At 29.7% G+C, this 21,358-nt stretch carries 20 protein-coding genes and 1 tRNA gene; 17 read left to right on the top strand and 4 right to left on the bottom strand.

Translation table 11 applies throughout. The features are described 5' to 3' along the window. The first annotated feature begins 4 nt into the window (after positions 1 to 4). The 10 genes from AACZ53_RS02030 (at position 5) to AACZ53_RS01985 (ending at position 11,962) form a co-directional block, all read left to right on the top strand. The gene (locus tag AACZ53_RS02030; RefSeq protein WP_339834199.1) at positions 5 to 2,116 is read left to right on the top strand and encodes a glycoside hydrolase family 97 protein; all 2,112 of its coding nucleotides are present in this window, start codon (positions 5 to 7) and stop codon (positions 2,114 to 2,116) included. 49 nt (positions 2,117 to 2,165) lie between these two features. Next, positions 2,166 to 4,004 carry an alpha-amylase family glycosyl hydrolase gene (locus AACZ53_RS02025; RefSeq protein ID WP_339834197.1) on the top strand — a complete coding sequence of 613 codons (1,839 nt, stop codon included), beginning with the start codon at positions 2,166 to 2,168 and terminating at the stop codon, positions 4,002 to 4,004. Between the two features lie 2 nt (positions 4,005 to 4,006). After that, positions 4,007 to 4,954: an alpha/beta hydrolase-fold protein gene (locus AACZ53_RS02020; RefSeq protein ID WP_339834195.1), complete on the top strand. Its 948-nt coding sequence runs from the start codon at positions 4,007 to 4,009 to the stop codon at positions 4,952 to 4,954. A 2-nt stretch (positions 4,955 to 4,956) separates the two neighbouring features. After that, positions 4,957 to 6,402, top strand: coding sequence for an alpha-amylase family glycosyl hydrolase (locus AACZ53_RS02015; protein ID WP_339834193.1), 1,446 nt, complete (start codon positions 4,957 to 4,959; stop codon positions 6,400 to 6,402). Between the two features lie 200 nt (positions 6,403 to 6,602). After that, on the top strand, positions 6,603 to 7,349 hold the full coding sequence (locus AACZ53_RS02010; protein WP_339834190.1) for a hypothetical protein: 747 nt from the start codon (positions 6,603 to 6,605) through the stop codon (positions 7,347 to 7,349). Beyond that, positions 7,350 to 8,063 carry a hypothetical protein gene (locus AACZ53_RS02005; RefSeq protein ID WP_339834188.1) on the top strand — a complete coding sequence of 238 codons (714 nt, stop codon included), beginning with the start codon at positions 7,350 to 7,352 and terminating at the stop codon, positions 8,061 to 8,063. Then, a complete protein-coding gene (locus AACZ53_RS02000) occupies positions 8,050 to 8,793 on the top strand; it encodes a phosphatase PAP2 family protein (RefSeq protein ID WP_339834186.1) in 744 nt (247 codons plus the stop codon). The genes AACZ53_RS02005 and AACZ53_RS02000 overlap by 14 nt, the downstream gene beginning before the upstream one ends. Positions 8,794 to 8,866: 73 nt before the next feature. Beyond that, the gene (locus tag AACZ53_RS01995) at positions 8,867 to 9,853 is read left to right on the top strand and encodes a phosphatase PAP2 family protein (RefSeq protein ID WP_339834184.1); all 987 of its coding nucleotides are present in this window, start codon (positions 8,867 to 8,869) and stop codon (positions 9,851 to 9,853) included. Between the two features lies 1 nt (position 9,854). Next, positions 9,855 to 10,553, top strand: coding sequence for a glycerophosphodiester phosphodiesterase family protein (locus tag AACZ53_RS01990; protein ID WP_339834182.1), 699 nt, complete (start codon positions 9,855 to 9,857; stop codon positions 10,551 to 10,553). 197 nt (positions 10,554 to 10,750) lie between these two features. Further along, a complete protein-coding gene (locus tag AACZ53_RS01985; protein WP_339834180.1) occupies positions 10,751 to 11,962 on the top strand; it encodes an NAD(P)/FAD-dependent oxidoreductase in 1,212 nt (403 codons plus the stop codon). 30 nt (positions 11,963 to 11,992) lie between these two features. Here AACZ53_RS01985 and AACZ53_RS01980 read toward each other — a convergent pair whose 3' ends face one another. Together AACZ53_RS01980 and AACZ53_RS01975 are read right to left on the bottom strand one after the other, a co-directional pair. Continuing rightward, positions 11,993 to 12,553, bottom strand: coding sequence for a hypothetical protein (locus AACZ53_RS01980; RefSeq protein ID WP_339834177.1), 561 nt, complete (start codon positions 12,551 to 12,553; stop codon positions 11,993 to 11,995). Between the two features lie 115 nt (positions 12,554 to 12,668). Continuing rightward, complete coding sequence (locus tag AACZ53_RS01975) at positions 12,669 to 13,145, bottom strand: TspO/MBR family protein (protein ID WP_339834175.1); 477 nt, start codon at positions 13,143 to 13,145, stop codon at positions 12,669 to 12,671. A gap of 80 nt (positions 13,146 to 13,225) precedes the next feature. Between AACZ53_RS01975 and mvaD the strand changes: the two genes are divergently transcribed. Genes mvaD through AACZ53_RS01950 form a run of 5 tightly spaced genes read left to right on the top strand, consistent with a single transcriptional unit; the run spans position 13,226 to position 17,536 of the window. After that, complete coding sequence (gene mvaD / locus AACZ53_RS01970) at positions 13,226 to 14,302, top strand: diphosphomevalonate decarboxylase (protein ID WP_339834172.1); 1,077 nt, start codon at positions 13,226 to 13,228, stop codon at positions 14,300 to 14,302. Between the two features lie 35 nt (positions 14,303 to 14,337). Continuing rightward, the gene (locus AACZ53_RS01965) at positions 14,338 to 15,276 is read left to right on the top strand and encodes a mevalonate kinase (protein WP_339834169.1); all 939 of its coding nucleotides are present in this window, start codon (positions 14,338 to 14,340) and stop codon (positions 15,274 to 15,276) included. Between the two features lie 2 nt (positions 15,277 to 15,278). After that, a complete protein-coding gene (locus AACZ53_RS01960; RefSeq protein WP_026717424.1) occupies positions 15,279 to 16,199 on the top strand; it encodes a geranylgeranylglycerol-phosphate geranylgeranyltransferase in 921 nt (306 codons plus the stop codon). Between the two features lie 28 nt (positions 16,200 to 16,227). Beyond that, complete coding sequence (locus tag AACZ53_RS01955) at positions 16,228 to 17,133, top strand: pseudouridine synthase (RefSeq protein WP_339834167.1); 906 nt, start codon at positions 16,228 to 16,230, stop codon at positions 17,131 to 17,133. A gap of 40 nt (positions 17,134 to 17,173) precedes the next feature. Then, a complete protein-coding gene (locus AACZ53_RS01950; RefSeq protein WP_339834163.1) occupies positions 17,174 to 17,536 on the top strand; it encodes a nuclear transport factor 2 family protein in 363 nt (120 codons plus the stop codon). Positions 17,537 to 17,538: 2 nt separating this feature from the next. Here AACZ53_RS01950 and AACZ53_RS01945 read toward each other — a convergent pair whose 3' ends face one another. Beyond that, positions 17,539 to 19,101: a hypothetical protein gene (locus tag AACZ53_RS01945; protein ID WP_339834161.1), complete on the bottom strand. Its 1,563-nt coding sequence runs from the start codon at positions 19,099 to 19,101 to the stop codon at positions 17,539 to 17,541. Between the two features lie 92 nt (positions 19,102 to 19,193). Next, positions 19,194 to 19,266, bottom strand: a tRNA-Phe gene (locus AACZ53_RS01940). Between the two features lie 100 nt (positions 19,267 to 19,366). Here AACZ53_RS01940 and AACZ53_RS01935 point away from each other — a divergent pair. Both AACZ53_RS01935 and AACZ53_RS01930 read left to right on the top strand, forming a co-directional pair. Further along, positions 19,367 to 20,095 carry a type III pantothenate kinase gene (locus AACZ53_RS01935; RefSeq protein WP_339834159.1) on the top strand — a complete coding sequence of 243 codons (729 nt, stop codon included), beginning with the start codon at positions 19,367 to 19,369 and terminating at the stop codon, positions 20,093 to 20,095. Then, the gene (locus AACZ53_RS01930; RefSeq protein ID WP_339834157.1) at positions 20,092 to 21,342 is read left to right on the top strand and encodes a hypothetical protein; all 1,251 of its coding nucleotides are present in this window, start codon (positions 20,092 to 20,094) and stop codon (positions 21,340 to 21,342) included. Before AACZ53_RS01935 ends, AACZ53_RS01930 begins: the two co-directional genes overlap by 4 nt. Positions 21,343 to 21,358: the final 16 nt, after the last annotated feature.

Below are 21,358 nucleotides of genomic sequence, written 5' to 3'. Positions count from 1 at the left end.
TAAAATGAAGCAGTTTTTAGTTTTAATTTTCACAATCATCGTTTCGATTTTTGGAAACGCACAAGAGTTCAAATCACCAAACGGAAATTTCGCCATGAAATTTGCATTATTAAGCGATGGAACACCAACCTATCAACTTTCTTATCTAAATAAAGAAGTTATAAAAGAAAGTAAATTGGGTTTAGAATTAAAAAATGATCCGAAATCTCTTTTAAATGATTTTAAATTGGTTAGTGCAACACCTTCAACTTTCAATGAAACTTGGAAAACGGTTTGGGGTGAAGAAACACTAATTCAAAATCACTATAATGAATTAGCAGTTCAATTGAAACAAAACGGAACAGAAAGAGAAATGATTATTCGTTTTCGTTTATTCAATGATGGTTTAGGGTTTCAATATGAATTTCCGCAACAAAAAAACCTTGTTTATTTTGTAATTAAAGAAGAACATACTGAATTTGCTATGACTGGAGATCACACAGCATTTTGGATTCCTGGAGATTATGATACCCAAGAATATGATTATACAGAATCAAAACTTTCTGAAATTAGAGGTTTATTCAAAAAAGCGGTTACAGATAATGCTTCACAAGAACAATTTTCTGAAACTGGAGTTCAAACGTCTTTAATGATGAAAACTGCTGACGGAATTTACATCAACATTCACGAAGCAGCATTGATAAATTATTCATGTATGAGTTTAGACTTGAATGATAAAACATTTGTTTTTCAATCGCACTTAACTCCTGATGCAAAAGGTGATAAAGGGTATATGCAAGCACCTTGTGTTTCACCATGGAGAACTATGGTAATTAGCAATGACGCAAGAGATATTTTAGCTTCAAGAATTACACTAAACCTAAACGAACCTTGTAAAATTGAAGATACTTCTTGGATAAAACCAGTAAAATATGTTGGGGTTTGGTGGGAAATGATTACTGGAAAAAGTTCTTGGTCATACACAAATGATTTTCCATCTATTCAATTAGGAGTTACGGATTATTCAAAAGCAAAACCAAATGGAACACATGGTGCAACAACTGAGCATGTTAAAGAATTAATTGATTTTGCAGCGCTTCACGGATTTGATGGAGTATTAGTGGAAGGTTGGAACGAAGGTTGGGAAGATTGGTTTGGACAATCCAAAGATTATGTTTTCGATTTTATGACACCTTATCCAGATTTTGATGTAAAAGGAATTCATGAATATGCTAAATCAAAAAGAGTAAAAATGATTATGCATCATGAAACTTCAGGTTCTTCAAGAAACTATGAACGTCATTTAGATAAAGCTTTCCAATTTATGAACGACAATGGCTATGATGCTGTAAAAACTGGTTATGTAGGAAATATGTTACCAAGAGGTGAACATCATTACAGTCAATGGATTTTAAATCATTATCAATATGTGATAGAAAAAGCAGTTGATTATAAAATTATGATTAATGCTCACGAAGCCGTTCGTCCAACAGGAATTTGCAGAACGTATCCAAATATGATAGGTAACGAATCAGCTCGTGGAACAGAATTTCAAGCTTTTGGAGGTTCAAAACCAAATCATACTACTATTTTACCGTTCACAAGATTAATGGGTGGACCAATGGATTACACACCCGGAATTTTTGAAATGGATATTGCTAAATTAAATCCTAATAATAATTCACATGTAAATACAACTTTAGCAAATCAATTAGGTTTATATGTTGTGATGTATTCACCACTTCAAATGGCAGCGGATTTACCAGAAAATTACAATCGTTTTCTTGATGCTTTTCAATTCATCAAAGATGTTCCAGTCGAATGGTCAGAATCAAAATATTTAGAAGCTGAACCAGGTTATTATATCACAATTGCCAGAAAAGATAAAAATTCAAACAATTGGTTTGTTGGAAACTCAAACGGAAATAACGCAAGAACGTCAACCTTAAGTTTAGATTTTCTTGAAAAAGGTAAAAAATATGAAGCTACAATTTATGCTGATGCAAAAGATGCTGATTACAAAACCAATCCTCAAGCTTATAAAATCACAAAACAAAAAGTTACTAATAAGTCAAAATTAAAATTGACTTCTGTGGCTGCTGGTGGCTATGGAATTAGTATTGTTGAGGTAAAATAATTTACATCTTTGTCATGCTGAACTTGATTCAGCATCTAAATAGTTAATCATGAAAAAACAAATAACAGTTTTATTCCTTTTAATAACAACTTTCACATTCGCTCAAATCGACAAGATGGAACCACCATTTTGGTATGAAGGTATGAATAAGAGTGAAATTCAAGTATTATTTTACGGAAAAAACATAGCCGAAAATACAGTTTCAGTTTCAAATAATGTTGTAGTTACAAATGTTACAAAAACAGAAAACTCAAATTACCTTTTCGTAACAATTAATACCAAAAATGTTGCAGCTCAAACTTTAAAATTCACGTTTAAAAACGGTAAAAAAGCATTTACTAAAGATTTTGAAATCAAAAAACGAAGAGAAAATTCAGCTTTAAGAAAAGGGTTTGATGCTTCAGATGTAGTTTATTTATTAATGCCAGATCGTTTTTCCAATGGAAATGAATCCAACGATTCTTCTTCAAATCTTCAAGAAAAAGCAAACAGAGAATTACCTGGAGGAAGACATGGTGGTGATGTGCAAGGAATTATCGATCATTTAGATTACATCAACGAATTAGGTGCAACAGCCATTTGGTCAACTCCGCTTTGTGAAGACAATGACAAAGGCTATTCGTATCATACCTACGGACAATCTGATGTTTATCAAATAGATGCACGTTACGGTTCAAATGAGGATTACAAACAATTAGCTTCTGAAATGCACAAACGTGATATGAAATTAATCAAAGATTATGTCAATAATCATTGGGGAGCAGAACATTGGATGTTTAAAGATATGCCAACATACGATTGGTTTCATCAGTTTCCAGGTTATGCTCAAAGCAATTATCGCATGACAACACAATATGATACCAATGCTTCTAAACGTGACGCTAAATATTGTATGGACGGATGGTTTGTACCAAGTATGCCCGATTTAAATCAATCTAATCCTTTAGTGTTGAATTACTTAATTCAAAATGCAATTTGGTGGGTTGAATTTGCTGATTTAGATGGGTTTCGTGTAGATACATATTCGTATTGCGATAAAGACGGAATTGCAAAATGGACCAAGGCAGTTATGGATGAATACCCTTATTTTAATATAGTTGGAGAAGTTTGGATGCACGATCAAGCCCAAATTTCGTATTGGCAAAAAGACAGTCCGATTTCTAAAATTCAAAGCTATAATTCCTATTTACCAAGTGTAATGGATTTTACCTTGCACGATGTTTTTGGCAATGTTTTCAATGAAGATAATGCTTCTTGGAGTGATGGAATGATTAAGTTTTACGAGAATTTTGTAAATGACTTTTTGTATGCAGATCCAAATAATTTATTGCTATTTTTAGAAAATCATGATACAGGTCGTTTTAATGAAATTTATAAAAATGATTTTACGAAGTATCAATTAGGAATGACCATAATTGCTACAATGAGAGGAATTCCACAAATTTATTATGGTTCAGAAATTGGAATGGCTGGTGACAAAGGAAAGGGTGGTGATGCAGAAATTCGTCAAGATTTTCCTGGTGGTTGGAAAGGGGATAAAAACAATGCTTTTTCAAATTCAGGAAGAACAACTGCTCAAAAACAATATTTCGATTTCTCTAAGAAATTGTTGAATTGGAGAAAAAACAAAGACGTAATTCACACAGGAAAACTAACACATTACATTCCAGAAAACAATGTTTATGTTTATTTCAGGCATAATGATGCTGAAAGTGTTATGGTAATTGTCAATAATTCAAAAGATAATCAGAAATTAAATCTTTCTCGTTTTGAAGAGAATTTAAGGAATTATACTTCAGGAAAAGATGTTTTATCAAATCAAAATTTCAATTTGAAAGCAGAATTGTCAATTGAAGGAAAATCGAGTTTAATTTTAGAATTAAATTAAGCATGAGACAACTTATTCTAATACTATTATTTTTTTCATTTTCTTTGGTTCACGGTCAAATTAAATGCTATGTTCTACCAGAATCAGATATGGTTGACGGAACAATAATTCGTATTGATAGTTTTCCAACAAAATTAATTCAACCCAGAAATGTAGATGTTTGGTTACCCAAAAGCTATTCAAAAGATAAAAAATACAGTGTGTTATATATGCATGATGGACAAAATTTATTTGATAAAAATACTACTTGGAACAATCAAGAATGGAAAGTAGATGAAGTGGCTTCAAAATTAATTAAGGAAAATGTAGTAAAAGAATTTATTGTTGTTGGAATTCATAATATTCCACAAATTCGTTTTTTAGATTTATATCCAAAGAAGACTTTTGAATATTTATCAATGAATAAAAAAGATTCCATTTTTCAAAGTGCGAAAAAAAGAGAGATGAATATTACTGAAAGCAATTTTAATGGAGATAATTATTTAAAGTTTATTGTAGAAGAAGTAAAACCTTATATTGATGAAACTTATTCGACTTTAAAAAATAAAGAAGATACTTTTGTAGGTGGTTCAAGTATGGGTGGATTAATGTCAATGTATGCCATATGTGAATATCCAGAAATTTTTGGTGGAGCAATTTGTATTTCAACGCATTGGCCTGGAATGTTGCCTAATGAAGATAAAACTATTCCAAATTCGTTTTTTAGTTATTTAGAAAAGAAGATTCCAAGTCCTAAAAATCATAAGTTCTATTTTGATTTTGGAACAGAAACATTAGATCAATATTATCCTCAATACGAAGAAACTGTAAATAAACTATTCAAGGATAAAAATTACACATCAGAAAATTATAAAAATCTAAAATTTGAAGGAGAAAATCATTCAGAGACTTCATGGCAAAAACGAATTGATATTCCCTTTAAATTTATGTTTAAGAAAAAAAACAAGTAAAAATGAAAAAAATACTTTTATCAGCAATACTTCTTGCCACTTTAATTAGTTGTAAAAAAGAAACCAAAGAAACAACTACTCCAACTGAAGAAGTAAAATCAGAAATTGTACAATTTTCTCCAGAAGTGGAAGAAAACGCTGTGATTTATGAAGTTAACATTCGTCAATATTCACCTGAAGGAACTTTTAATGAGTTCACAAAAGATATCCCTAAATTAAAAGAATTAGGAGTGAAAATTATTTGGGTAATGCCAATTTTTCCAATTTCAGAAACCAAAAGAAAGGCAACTGGTGGTGATAATAGTAAATTTGCTTCAGAAATGCCAAAAGAAGAGCAAGATAAATATTTAGGCAGTTATTATGCAGTTTCGGATTTCAAAGCAGTAAATCCAGAATTTGGAACGATTGAAGATTTCAGAAAAATGGTTCAAACAGCTCATGAAAACGGAATCTATGTTATTTTGGATTGGGTGCCAAATCATACAGGTTGGGATCATGTTTGGATAAAAGAGCATCCAGAATATTATACTCAAAATGCAAAAGGTCAAATCATAGACCCAATAAATCCTGAAAACGGAAAATCTTGGGGCTGGACCGATGTAGCTGACTTAAATTACGACAATCAAGATCTTCGCAAAGAAATGACAAACGATATGTTGTATTGGATTAAAAAAGAAAATATTGATGGTTTTCGTTGTGATGTGGCAAGTAATGTTCCTACAGATTTTTGGCAACAAGCTATTCCAACATTAAGAAAAGAAAAAAATATTTTCATGCTAGCTGAAGCTTGGCAACCAGAATTAATGAAAGATAACTTATTCGACATGGGGTATAACTGGACAAGTCATCATTTAATGAACGATATTGCTCAAGGTAAAAAAAACGTAAAAGATTGGGATAATTTTATCTTGGATGATGCTAAAAAATATGAAGCAAATGATATTTTAATGAGTTTTGTCGATAATCACGATGAAAATTCTTGGAATGGAACGGTTCAAAGTAGATTAGGAAATGCAGAAGAAGCAATGACAGCATTAAGCTACATAACACCAGGAATGCCATTAATTTACAGCGGTAATGAATATGGTCTAAATCACAGTTTAAAATTCTTTGAAAAAGATTCAATTCCAAAAACAAAAGGAAAAGATTGGGATTTTAGAGCTAAATTAGGTGCTTTAAGAAATACTAATATCGCTTTAAATGGTGGAAAAAATAAAGCGTCTTACACAAGAATAAAGTCGTCAAATGATGATCAAGTATTAGTGTTTGAAAGAATAAAAGATGGTAAAAAAGTAATTTATATGGCAAACTTATCATCAAAACCGGTTGATGTAAGTATTCCAATAAACGGAACTTTTAAAGATGTAATCTCAGGTAAAACCATTGGATTAAATGAAAAACAAATTTATCCGTTAAAAGCTTGGCAATATTATATCTTAAAGGGATAATATTTTTTTTCAAGTAAAAATAAAAGCATCAATTTTTTAATTGGTGCTTTTTTATTATCGGCTTTTTTCTTAAGCATTAAATAGGCTAATCTTAAGTAAATGTTAAGTTGTTTTTTTTAATATACATATAATTTTGTCGTTCTAAATAACTACGAATATTTTGAACTCCTATTTCATAAAACAGGAATAAGCCATAAATTATGGAAACAAAAACTATAAACAAAGTAGCAGAAATTACACTTTTATTTTGGCTAATGAAAATTGTGGCGACAACACTTGGAGAAACCTTGGGTGACTTTATTTCAATGACACTAAACTTAGGTTATTCAACAGGAATACTTATTACTGGAATCTTTTTTTTAGCACTTCTATTCATTCAATTAAAAACGAAAAATTATAAACCAATTGTTTTTTGGTCAGTAATAATTGCAACGACAACATTAGGAACTGAAATCTCAGATTTTATCGACAGAAGTTTGCATCTAGGGTATGCCTACGGAAGTTTACTATTGTTTTTTGGTTTAATAATCACCTTATCCTTTTGGTTTAAAAAATATAATAATCTAAATGTTAGTCCGATAATAGAAAAGAATAAAGAAATTTTCTTTTGGATAGCTGTATTGTTTTCTAATAGTTTAGGAACTGCTTTTGGTGATTACTTAGGAGATGCAATTGGATTGAGCTATTTGCAAGGAGCATTAATTACAGCTTTAATTATTTTTATAGTGGTTTTATTACATTATTTTACCAAACTTAATGAAGTGTTATTGTTTTGGCTAGCATTTGTGTTTACACGTCCGTTTGGTGCAACATTTGGTGATTTTTTAACCAAGCCCATTGCAAAAGGAGGTTTAGATTTAGGCACATTACAAGCCTCATTGGTTTCACTGTTTATTATGCTGATTATGATTTACTTCTCTTATAAACAATTAAAAAAAATAAATTAAATGAAAAATATTCCACAAGTCAATTTTATTTATTGGCTATTAATGATTATTGCTACTACAACTGGAGAAATTGTAGGTAATTATATTTCTAGAGATTTAGAATTAGGGTATAAAGTTGGGTCAGTTATTTTAGTTTCGTTGTTCATTATTTCAATTATTTATGAAATTAAAAATAAAAAAAAGAATTTACTGTTTTATTGGTTCCTTATAATAGTAGGAAATATTGCAGGAACAAATGTTGCTGATTTAATTTGTATTCAATTAGAGTTAGGAACAATCTATGGCTCATTGTTAGTAATTTTAACTTTGTTTCTTGTTTTAATAGGAATTCATCTTTTATCCAAAAGTAAAAATCCTTTTACTGAGATGAAAGTTGAGTTTTTATATTGGTTAGCTATTTTGTTTTCAAGTACCTTTGGAACTACTTCAGGAGACTTTCTCTCTAATGATACTCCATTAGGTGCAGCAGGAGGAACAATTTTACTTGTAATACTACTTCTTATTTTCGTTGTGCTTTTATTTCTTAAAAAGATTTCGAAAGAAGTTTTCTACTGGATTGCCATTATATTAATTCATCCCATTGGAGCAACATTCGGAAATTACATTTCAAAACCACAAGGATTAGATTTAGGGAATGTATATACAAGTATTTTTCTTGTCACATTATTTTCAATCACATATTTTACTAATAAACAAAGTCATGAACAAATATAAATTATATATAATTTGTCTTTTAGGCTTACAATTATCCTTTGCTCAGCAATCAATTGATAGTACAAAAATTAATAAGGGCCATAAATTTAATTATAAGCAATTAATAATTCCAAGTACCTTAATGACTTATGCTATTATAGGTATGGAAAGTGATCAAATAAAACTTTATAATACAAACATTAGACAAGAGGTTATAGATGATATAGACAAAAAAACTTCTATTGACGATTTTTCTCAATATGCACCAGTTGCTGCTGTTTATGGACTAAATTTAGCAGGAATTCAAGGAAAAAACAATCTTAAAGACAGGACCATTATTTTAGGAACTTCTTATTTAATTATGGCAACTACGGTAACAAGTCTAAAACACTTGACTAAAGTTGAACGACCAGATGGAAGTAATTTTGATTCATTTCCTTCAGGACATACTGCAACTGCTTTTGTTGGAGCCGAATTTATGTGGCAAGAATATAAAGATAAATCGGTTTGGTATGGAGTTTCTGGATATGTTGTTGCAGCAGGAACAGGAGCTTTTAGAATGTATAACAATAAGCATTGGTTAACAGATGTTGCTATGGGAGCAGGAATCGGAATTTTAAGCACAAAAGCAGCTTATTGGTTGTTTCCAGTTATTAATGAAAAAATATTCAAAGCGAAAAATAAAACGGCTTTAGCTATACCTTTTTATAATGGAAAACAAGCAGGTTTGTCATGTACAATTCAATTTTAAAAAATGAAAGCCAGTTTATAAATAGAATATAATTATAAGTTTTAATTTGTATTTTTAGCTATTATTTTAATATATGGATAAATTAAAAACTTTATTTCAAATGTTTTTTTTATTGTTTGTTTGTCAAATTTCGGCACAACAATCAGACACTACTTCTGTTGAAATCCAAAAATTTAAAATTAACGATGAGGTAACTTATGGTTATAAAAAGCCAACCACTTGGCAAATGTTTAAATACATTCCAGATGATTTGTATCAATTAGGAAAATTCACAATTCAAAAAGAAAATCTAAAATATGATGCATTGGTATTAGGTTCAACATTAGCTCTTTTACCTTACGATCAAAAAATATTAGATGATGCTGGTGCTTTTGGTAAAAAGGTAGGTGGTTGGGATGAAGATGCACAATATCACAAAGTAGTTGGAGTATTAAGAATTATTCCCAAAAACATACCTTCTGCTGTATATTATGTTGGAAATGGCGGAACAACGATGCTTCTAAGTGGAATGTTTTACGCCATTGGAAAAATAGGGAAAGACGATTATCGAGCATTAAATACATCAAGCGAATTAATAGAAGTTTTATTTTCAGTAGGTGTTACAACGCAAACATTAAAACGAATTACTGGCAGACAAAGTCCAAGTGCAGCCATTAGAGATGAAAATGATGGTGGTGATTGGAAACCATTTCCTAGTTTTAATGCTTTTCAGAAAAACACTCCAAATTATGATGCCATGCCTTCAGGACATTTGGCAACTTACATAGCAACCGTTACCGTAATAGGCACAAATTATCCAGAAATAAAATGGATAAAACCAATTGGCTATACTTTAGGTGGTGTTTTAGCGTTCAATATGGTAAGTGGTAAAGTACATTGGACTTCGGATTATCCAATTGCAGTTTTAATTGGTTATGTAATGGGAAAAACCGTTGCCAATAGAAGAATTATTAAAGAAGTTAATAAAAATAATCTAGAAAAGAAAACTACTTACAAATTCGATTATTCTTTTAAAAAGACAAATCAATTTAGTGTTGTTGGAGTTGCTATGACATTTTAATATGAAAAAACCATTAATTATTGGACATCGCGGAGCAATGGGTTACGAAACCGAAAACACTATGTTGTCATTTCAAAAGGCATTAGACTTATTTGTTGATTTGATAGAAATTGATGTTTATGTCATCAAAACCGGTGAAGTAGTAGTTTTTCATGATAAAACCTTAAAACGATTAGCTTTATCTTTAGAAAACATTGAAGATTTAACGTTAGAAGAAGTAAAAAGCATCAATTTAATAGGTAATCATAAAATCCCAACCTTAATTGAAGTAATTGAATTCATAGATAAAAGAGTTCCACTAAATATCGAATTAAAAGGTCAAAATACAGCTTTGCCAACGCATAAAATTGTTGATAATTTCATTCAAAAAGAAAAGTATACTAATCAGCATTTTCTAATTTCAAGTTTTGACTGGAATGAACTAAAAATATTCAGAAAACTCAATCCCGAAATTCCTATAGCACTTTTATCCCAGCAAAATCATCTTGATGCTATTCCATTTGCAAAAAAATTAAAAGCTATTGCAATAAATCCTTGGTTTTTCACTTTAACAAAACAAGAAGTCGAAGAAATTCACAAATATAATTTAAAGGTTTATACTTACACCGTCAACGAAATTTCTGATATTAAAGAAGCCATTTATTTTGGTGTTGACGGAATGTTTTGCAATTTTCCAGACAGAATTCACGCTTGTTTTTAGTTTTTTAGAGCTTCATCTGGCTATACATTACAAGTCCGCAGAACAAAAGCCATAGAGCTAAGCCTTGCAAAGAGCTTCCTTTAGTCGCTTTTCCAAGTCAAGTTCTATTGGTTTTTGTTCTTTACGGGCTTTTCATTACTATCCAGCGCATAATTCGTTTATAAATCACGATATTTGCAAAAAAAAAAGATAAAACATTGAATACTAATTACGACATAGTTATCATAGGTGGTGGAGCAGCTGGATTTTTTACAGCAATCAATATTGTTGAAAACAACCCTAGTTTAAAAGTAGCCATTCTCGAAAGAGGGAAAACGACTTTGGAAAAAGTCAGAATCTCTGGTGGTGGAAGATGCAATGTAACGCATGCCTGTTTTGTGCCAAATGATATAGTCAAGTTTTATCCTAGAGGTGAAAAAGAATTACGTGGACCATTTCATCAATTTTGTTCAGGAGATACAATTGAATGGTTCGAAAAGCGAGGTATAACTCTAAAAACAGAAGAAGACGGAAGAATGTTTCCAGAATCAGATTCATCAGAAACCATAATCGATTGTTTTACAAAAGCTACTCAAGATTTAGGGATTGATATTTTAATAAGTCAAAGTGTACAGTCTATTTACAAAACGGAAACAGATTTTAAAGTCCAAACCAAAACAGATACATTTTTAGCAGAAAAAGTAGTTATAACCACAGGAAGCAACCCGAAAATGTGGGAAATGCTTGAATCACTTGGGCATTCAATAGTTTCAGCGGTTCCTTCTTTGTTTACATTTAATATTAAAGATGCTCGATTAAAAGATTTAATGGGATTGTCAACATTTGCATCAGTCAAAGTAAAAAAATCAAAATTAGAAGCTTCTGGACCTTTATTAATTACACATTGGGGAATGTCTGGGCCAGGAATATTAAGACTTTCAGCTTGGGGAGCAAGAGAATTGTTCGATAAAAATTATCATTTTGCGATTCTAGTAAACTGGTTAAATGAAACTACTTTTGATGAAGCTATTGATTTATTAAAAGATATAAAAATCGAAAATGCTAAAAAAGTAATCTCGAAAAAGTCACCATTAGAAATGCCAAACCGTTTGTGGGAACGTTTAGTTCTAGCATCAGGGATTTCAGCAGAAACTACTTGGGCAGATTGTAATAAAACTGAATTAAATGCTTTAGCAACTCAATTAACAGCTGGGGAATTTCAAGTAAATGGGAAAAGTACTTTCAAAGAAGAATTTGTAACAGCTGGTGGAATTGATTTAAAAGAAGTCAACTTCAAAACTATGGAAAGTAAAGTAATTCCGAACATATATTTTGCTGGAGAAATTCTAAATATTGATGCCATTACTGGTGGATTCAATTTTCAAAACGCTTGGACTGGAGGATTTATTGTAGCTCAATCAATAGCATAAAAAAACCTTGCTTTCACAAGGTTTTAAGTTTTATTTTTCTCTTCCTTTGTCAAGTTTGTCTTGCCAATCTTTTAGTTTTTGCCATTTACCTTGGTAAGCTAATTTAGATTGTCTTGGCCAAGTTCCTGGATCATGAATTTTATATCTTTCGCCAGCTTTATGTAGTATTTTATTACATCTATCTACAGATGTTTCAGATAATCTTTTCCAAGTTAAAATACCAGAAGTTTTAAATAACTCTTCGATTTTTGGTCCAATCCCTTCTATAAGTTTTAAATCATCCTCTTTTATTTTCTTGCCAAAAACAGCTCTTGCTGCATCGGCATTAAAATCAATTACTGTTGTTGAAGCAGTTTTAGTTGTTTTAGAAACAAAATTAGCTTTCTCAATTATAGGTTTTTTTGCTTGAATTCGCAGAGTATCTAAATCGGTTTGTAGTTGACTATTTCTTTGATTGCAAGCCTCTAAATCACTTTTGTAATTATGTTCATCTTTTTTTAAAGAGTTTTGATTGCCTTTACCAATAAAATAACCAACAATTCCGCAAATAATTCCAACAATTAACGCGACTAATAAACTAGTTGTTTCCATAGAATTTATATATAAATGTATTTAAATAAATTTGACTTTATAAAAATAGAAAAAAAACTGGAAACAACAGTACTAATTATCTGAAAATTAAACACATGCTTGTTTTTGCTGATAATTATCGATTAAGAAAATAAATCGTAACAGTTAGAAGTGTAGCAAAAGCAACCCACAACATATAAGGAATAAGTAAATAAGAGGCTTTTTTGTCTATCTTCTTGAAAATCAGAAAAGTTTCATAAATAATAAGTAAAAGCAAAACTATTTCAAGACTGGCTAATAAAAGGTTGTTTAACCCAAAGAACAAATAACTCCACATAGCATTCAAACCCAATTGTACTCCAAAAAAGAAAAGGCCCTTTTTTATTAATTCTTTGTTTTCATCTAATTTATCCCAAATTAGTCCAGCCGAAATTCCCATTAAAATAAAGAGTAGAGTCCATACTGGTGCAAATACCCAATTTGGGGGATTAAAAGAAGGTTTTATTATTGTAGGATACCAAGTTTGAATACTTGATTGGGTAACTATTGACGATAAATAACCAACGGTTAAACAGATTGCTACTGTGATTATTATTTTAACGTATTTGTTCATCTTAAAATGTTTTGTACAAATTAACGAAATATCAATTTAATAAATAGACAAAAAAAGTATCTTTGTTAAAATTTTAAAGTATGCTTTCCGAAAAGGATTTTATTGTTTCAAGTTATTCGAGTATTGACTACGCGGCTTTCGAATGTAGTGCGCCAAGTAATATTGCATTAGTCAAATATTGGGGGAAAAAGGAAAATCAGATTCCAGCAAACCCATCTATTAGTTTTACCTTAAACAACTGCAAAACAATTACTAAAGTAAATTTCACTAAAAAGAAATCCAAAAACGATTTTTTATTTGATTTGTTGTTTGAAGGAAAACCAAAAGAAGATTTTAAACCTAAAATTTTAAAGTTCTTTCAGCGAATTGAAACCTATTGTCCTTATTTAAAAGAATATCACATTGTTATTGATACTCAAAATACTTTTCCTCACAGTTCAGGAATAGCTTCTTCGGCCTCGGGAATGGCAGCTTTAGCTATGAATGTAATGTCATTGGAAAAAGAAATAAACTCAAATTTAACAGATGATTTATTCTATAAAAAAGCATCATTTTTAGCTCGTTTAGGAAGTGGAAGTGCTTGTAGAAGTATAAAAGGAGAAGTTGTAGCTTGGGGAAAAAATGAATCTATAGCAGAAAGTTCAGACCTATTTGGAGTAGAATTTAATAATATTAATGAGAATTTCAATAATTACCAAGACACTATATTGCTAGTTGATAAAGGAGAAAAGCAAGTTTCAAGTACTGTTGGTCATGAATTGATGTTTGGTCATCCATATGCAGAAAAAAGATTTGAACAAGCCCATGATAATTTAGCTAAAATTACCAAAATACTGTTAGAAGGAAATATAGAAGAATTTATAAAAATTGTAGAAAGTGAAGCTTTAACCCTTCATGCTATGATGATGACTTCAATGCCTTATTTTATTTTGATGAAACCGAATACATTAGAAATAATCAATAAAATTTGGAAATTTAGAAACGAAACTAATATTCCAGTCTGTTTTACGCTTGATGCTGGAGCTAATGTGCATATTTTATATCCCGAAAACGTTTCCGTAAAAGTATTACAATTTATTAAGGATGAATTAGTTGCCTTTTGTCAAAATGGGCATTATATTTGCGATCAAATAGGAAATGGTGCAGAATCAAAATAATTTTGTAACTTTACACAACCCAATCTAAACACTTTATGAAAGGACCATTATTTTACTCAAAAATATTACTCTTTGGAGAATATGGAATTATTGAAGACTCAAAAGGGCTATCAATTCCTTATAATTTTTATAATGGAGCTTTAAAAACAGATGAAAATCCGTCTCAAGAAGCCATCAATTCAAATAAAAGTTTAGATCGTTTTTTTGAATATTTAATACAATTGCAAGTTGAACAACCAACATTGGTTAAGTTTGATAATGAAGCTTTAAAAAAGGATATTGCAAACGGTATGTACTTCGATTCAAGTATTCCTCAAGGATATGGCGTTGGAAGTAGTGGTGCTTTGGTAGCTGCAATCTATGATAAATATGCTTCAGATAAAATCACAGTTTTAGAGAATTTAACTAGAGATAAACTATTGCAATTAAAAGCTGTTTTTTCTAATATGGAATCATTTTTTCATGGGAAAAGTTCTGGTTTAGATCCTTTAAATAGTTATTTGAGTTTACCAATACTTATTAATTCAAAAGATAATATTGAAGCGACTGGAATTCCTACACAAAGTGTAAATGGAAAAGGAGCGGTTTTCTTATTAGATTCAGGAATTGTTGGAGAAACAGCACCAATGGTAAGTATTTTTATGGAAAATCTTAAAGATCAAGGTTTCCGTAAGATGCTGAAATCGCAATTTATAAAACATACAGATGCTTGTGTAGAAAACTTTTTACATGGTGATATCAAATCTTTGTTTGCAAATACAAAGAAATTATCTAAAGTAGTTTTAAATAACTTTAAACCTATGATTCCGGAACAATTTCACACACTTTGGCAAAACGGAATTGAATCAAACGATTATTACTTAAAACTTTGTGGTTCTGGTGGTGGTGGATATATTTTGGGATTTACTCAAGATATTGAAAAAGCTAAAGAATCTTTAAAAGACTATAAATTAGAAGTAGTTTACCAGTTTTAGTGATGTTAACTAGAAAAACAAAATTTTTATTATCTAAAGTTTTCAGTTTTTTTTCTGTTATTAGAGGCTATAACATTTTTGTAATTGTGTTGGCACAATATCTAGCGTCTATTTTTATTCTTTCACCTGAAATAAGAGCATTAGATGTAATCTTAGATTATCAATTGTTTATTTTGGTTTTGGCTTCTTCCTTAACAATTGCTTCTGGTTATATTATTAATAATTTTTATGACGCACAAAAAGATTTAATCAATCGGCCAAGAAAAGTCATGATTGATAGATTAGTAAGTCAAAAAACTAAATTAACAGTATATTTTACCATTAACTTTATTGTAGCTCTAATTGCAAGTATAGTTTCGTGGAGAGCGATGTTGTTTTTTTCAACCTACATATTTCTTATTTGGTTTTATTCTCATAAATTAAAAAAATATCCAATTATTGGCAATATTACCGCTTCTGTTTTAGCTGTTTTGCCTTTTTTTGGGATTTTACTTTACTATAAAAACTTCTATAATGTTATTTTTGCACATGCTATGTTTCTATATTTGCTTCTTTTAATCAGAGAATTAATTAAAGATTTAGAGAATATAGAAGGAGATTTAGTTTCCAATTATAAAACTATTCCAGTTTTGTTTGGAGAAAAAGTAGCCAAAAATATAATTGCAGTTTTAACTATTTCTACAGTAATTCCAGTTTATTATTTGGTTGATGTTTTTAACGTAGGTTATATGGATATTTACTTTTACATAAGCTTACTTATTTTAATGTTCTTTTTACTTAAATTGGGAAAAGCTAAAACAAAACCAGAATATCTCAAGTTACATTTTCTATTAAAATTCATCATTGTTTCTGGAGTTTTTTGTATAGTTTTAATAGAGCCTTCAGTTTTGTTACACGGAAAAAAACTTATTTCCGCTTATTAGTTATATCTTTGCAAAAAATTAGAATAAAATGACGCGTCATCAAGGAAACAATAATGATAAGAAAAAAGGAACTTCTTCAAGACAAGGTGGAACAAAAAAACCTAGTACTTCGAGAGGGAATGGACCTATTAGAAAAAAAGCAAGTTCAAAAATAAAACCAGATTTAAAAGCTGAGCCTAAGCCAGAAAAAAAACCAAATCAGGCACCAAAAACACCAAAAAATCCAGACGAATTACGTTTAAATAAATATATTTCGAATTCAGGAATGTGCAGCAGAAGAGATGCTGACATCTATATTCAAAGTGGAAATGTAAAGGTAAACGGTATCGTTGTAACAGAAATGGGACATCGAGTTAAATTAACAGATGAAGTTATTTTTGATGGAGTTAAATTAAATCCAGAAAAGAAAGAATATATTTTATTGAATAAGCCTAAAAACTTTTCAACGGCAGGAGATGATGATATTTATTCACCAAGTGTTTTAGATTTAGTGCGAAGTGCTACTAAGTCAAAAATTCAACCTGTTGGAAGAATGGATAAAACAACAACTGGTTTGTTATTGTTTACAAATGACACAGATATTATAAGAAAATTCACAGAACCAAATCAGAAAACTAGTAAATTATATCAAGTTACTTTAGATAAAAATTTACGTTTTGAAGATTTAGAGAAAATTATTTCGGGTTTAACGATTGATACACATAGAGTATACGTTGAAGAAGTTACATATATTGATAATCAACCAAAAAGTGAAATTGGTATCAAAATGAAAACTGCAAACATTAAGGTAGTTAGAAAAATATTCGAACACCTTAAATATGACGTTATTAAATTAGATAGAGTAACATTCGCAGGTTTAACTAAAAAGAACTTGCCAAGAGGAAATTATCGTTTCTTAACAGAACAAGAAATAATAAACATCAAAAATATTTAACAACTTAATCCCGATTCATTCGGGATTTTTTAATCAAAGTATGACACCAGAATCATTACAATCAATTGCTTTTCGTTGGTTTGAAGCTTTTAATGCTAAACAATTAGATAAATTACTATCCTTATACGAAAGCGATGCTGCACATTACAGTCCGAAATTAAAAATTCGTCAGCCAGAAACAAATGGTTTAGTAATTGGAGTAGATGCTATGCGAGTTTGGTGGCAAGATGCATTTGATAAACTGCCAACATTAAAATATGAATTGAAATCGCTAACAGCTAATTCTGACAGAGTATTTATGGAGTATGTTCGTAACGTTGAAGGAGAAGAAGATATGTTAGTAGCAGAAGTTCTTGAAATTAGAGAAGGTAAAATAACAAAATCGAGAGTTTATCACGGATAAAATTATAAAAGAATTTTTTTTAATCCATCAGCAATACTTATCCAAAGAAAATTATAAAACGACTTTTCTTGATTACGTTCAACTTCAATTTCAGTTGTTTTTATTTCGTCATCAGAATCATTTTTCACAAATAAATTTCCAATAGTAGACAAGAATTTGTTTTTCTTTAAGCGTTTGTTATTTTGATAAATTACAACTTTTAAATCATCATACTTTAAAGAAAAAGTTCCTTTATTAAGAATGTCATTTCCCGAAAAATCAAAATAAACTTCATCGAATTCACCATTTACCTTAATATTCATATAAGGTTTTGTGAAAACTGCCAGTTCTTCAGCATTAAATTTGTCAATAGAACCAACAATTTTAAATCCATCTTTTTTATTTAATACATTAAATGACCAATCTACTTTTAAAGGTGATTCTTTCATAAAATTGCAATTAATTTTGATTCTCACATCAGGAAGTTTGGTTTTGTTATAGCCACTTTCAATACTTTGAGCAAACAAATTGAAGTTGCTAAAGAATAGTTTACTTGGTCCTTTTTCGAAAGTTTTTTCTTCTTCATAGGTCAATAAAGAATTTTTTATAAAAAGGGAATCAACTTTAATATCTACTTTTAAATTTCTAAGTAAACGGTTGTATAATTCTTTTTTGGACAAATCATCAGAAGGCATTTTTCCTCGGTAGATGTTTGCGGCAACATTATTTAATACAATTGAATTTGTGTCAAAGAAAAAAACTTTATTCTTAAAACCCCAAGCCATTTTTTTTATAGAAATATCATCCGCTAAAATGGTAAATAAATCTTTCTCTTTTCTTATTTTTTGAATAAAATTTCTTCGAGTATATTTTGGAAGAAATTTAAATTTTTTGATTTTTAAACTTTTTTCAGTAACAACTATTTTTGAACTTTTAATATCATAAAATTCATTGACTTGATAAAAAACACTATCACAAGTTAAAGTATATTTATTGTAAGATATTGGTATTTCTTCATTTAGCGTTTTTTCATTTAAAACAATTCCCTCAAGCTTAAAATTAATATTCTGAATGTTTGCTAATGTCTTTTGGTTAAGTGTATTGAAAATTTTAAATTTTCCTCTTTCCATAAATAGGTTAGAAACAATAATTATTCTTTCAAAAGGCTTAAATACTTTCGAATTAATATTGTTATAGTCATTTATGGCACTATCGTTGTTTTTGAATAAAATTATTCTTGGATTTGACACAACTAAACTTTTAGCTTTTATTTTTTTGTCAAATAAAATGCTCCAAATATCAAAATTAGTGACCTCTATTAAATCAATATTTCCATAAAGACCAAATTTTTTATCTGACTCTTTTAGGTTTTTTTTTGGAGAAATCGATACATCATAGGCTGTGATTTTTGCGTTCCAAATTGACAAATCAATATCCTTGTAACTTATGTTGTAATCTGTATTATTTTCATTGTTTATTAATTTTGGTAGTTTTGATTCAACCCAAACAGTAAAGCCTAAGTTTATTAGACCTAGAAAAATTATTATTCCCAAAACAATGAAGATGATTTTTTTATTCTTGTGCATAAGATTTGCTAACATAAATAAATATAGTAAATTATTTATGCTTGGTAGCATTAAAAACAAAAAACTCGAATATTTCTATTCGAGTTTTTTTGTGGTACCTCCAGGGATCGAACCAGGGACACATGGATTTTCAGTCCATTGCTCTACCATCTGAGCTAAGGTACCTTTTCGCTCTTGCGAGTGCAAATATAGAATGATTTTTAATTTATACAAAACAATTTTTAAAAAAAATCAATTTGTATCTTTGAAGTTTTAAAATATAAAAATGATATTAGCAATTGATGTTGGGAATACAAAAATTAAAGTAGCTGTTTTTGAACAAGATACAATGATTTTGAAGGAAGATTACACAAATGAAACTTTGTTAGAAGGGTTGAAAATAATTTATAAAAAATTTCCAAAAAGTAATAAAACAATCATTTCAAGCGTTTCAAATGTATCAGAGGAGGTTTTTTTACTTCTTAAAGCTAAGAATAATTCATTTTTTCTTACAAATGAGAGTAAATTTCCTTTTGAAAATAAATATGTAACACCTTTAACTCTTGGAATGGATAGAAAAGTTATTGTTGCTGGTGCAGTATTGAAATTTCCAAATCAAAATTGTTTAATAATTGATGCTGGTTCATGTATAACATATGATTTTGTAGATGAAAACAAAAATTATTTAGGAGGTGCAATTTCACCTGGAATAGAAATGAGATATAAAGCACTAAATTATTACACGGCCAAATTGCCAAAATTAGTTATAGCAGAACCAGATTCTTATAGAGGTAATTCTACAAACCAATCTATACATTCAGGAGTAGTTAATGGTGTGGTGCATGAAATCGAGGGTTTTATTAACGATTATTTAAGAGAAAATAAATATTTAACAATAATTTTAACAGGTGGTGATGCACTTTTTTTGGCTAAAAGATTAAAAAACCCCATATTTGCCAATTCAAATTTCTTACTAGAGAGTTTGAACTTATTATATCAATATAACATACAATGATAAAGAAATTATTTCTTGCATTAACTTTCCTTACAACAGTTGTTGTTTCAGCACAAGAAGGAACCTCTTCGCCATATTCTTTTTATGGTTTAGGAGATATTAAATTTAAAGGTACTCATGACGCTAGAGCTATGGGAGGATTAGGAATAGCTTATGACTCAATACACTTAAATCTATTGAATCCTGCAACATATTCGAGACTGAAAATCACTAATTTCACAGTTGGAGGAACAACAAACTACAATAATTTATCAAGCGAACAAGGTAAAGAAACTGCCCAAAGAACAACTATCGATTATTTAGCAGTTGGTCTTCCTTTAGGGAAGTTTGGAGCAGCTTTTGGAGTGATGCCATTTTCTTCAGTTGGTTATAAAATTCAAAATCAAGCATCAGAAGGTGATTTGAGAAGTACAAGATATACTGGTCAGGGTGGAATTAATAAGGTTTTTGCAGGTGCAGCTTATAATTTTTCAGAAAATTTTAGTGTTGGTTTGGATATTCAATATAATTTTGGAACAATCGAAACTGAGTCTGTTGTGTTTCTCCCAGACGTGATTTTAGGATCAAGAGAAAATAATCAGTCAAATATAACAGGTCTTTCTACAAACTTTGCATTGTTATACACAAAAAGTTTAGCTAACAAATTAACATTGAATACTAGTTTTGGGTATTCTCCTGAAGCAAAATTGAATTCAGTTAATTCTAGAAATCTTGCTACTATTTCATACACAGTAAGTGGAGTGGAGTTTGTTAATGATAACGATGATTTAGAAGTTGCTGACACCAAATTGGTTATTCCTGCCAAATATACACTTGGAGCAGGAATTGGTTTGCCTAAAAAATGGTTTGTTGGGGTAGAATATATTTACCAAGAAAATAGTAATTTAGGAAATAGATTTGACGATATTAATAACGCAACATTCGAAAACTCTCAAAAAATAATAGTTGGTGGAAATTTTATTCCTAAATACAATTCATTCACAAGTTACTGGAGTAGAGTTAATTATAGAGCTGGGTTTAGATATCAAAACACAGGTTTAATAATAAATTCTAAGCAAATTAATGATTATGGCATTAATTTTGGTCTAGGTTTACCAGTAGGGGGAAGATTCTCAAATATCAACCTTGGTTTTGAATACGGAAAGAAAGGAACTATCTACAATAATTTAATTGAAGAAAATTATTTTAATATAAGTGTAGGCTTGTCTTTAAATGATTTATGGTTCGAAAAAAGAAAATATGATTAATACAAATTTTTACAAA

The sequence above is a fragment of the uncultured Flavobacterium sp. genome, assembly GCF_963975005.1.
Lineage (GTDB): Bacteria > Bacteroidota > Bacteroidia > Flavobacteriales > Flavobacteriaceae > Flavobacterium.
The sequence above is the reverse complement of the archived record's forward strand: the minus strand, read 5'-3'. Positions and strand labels throughout refer to the sequence as shown.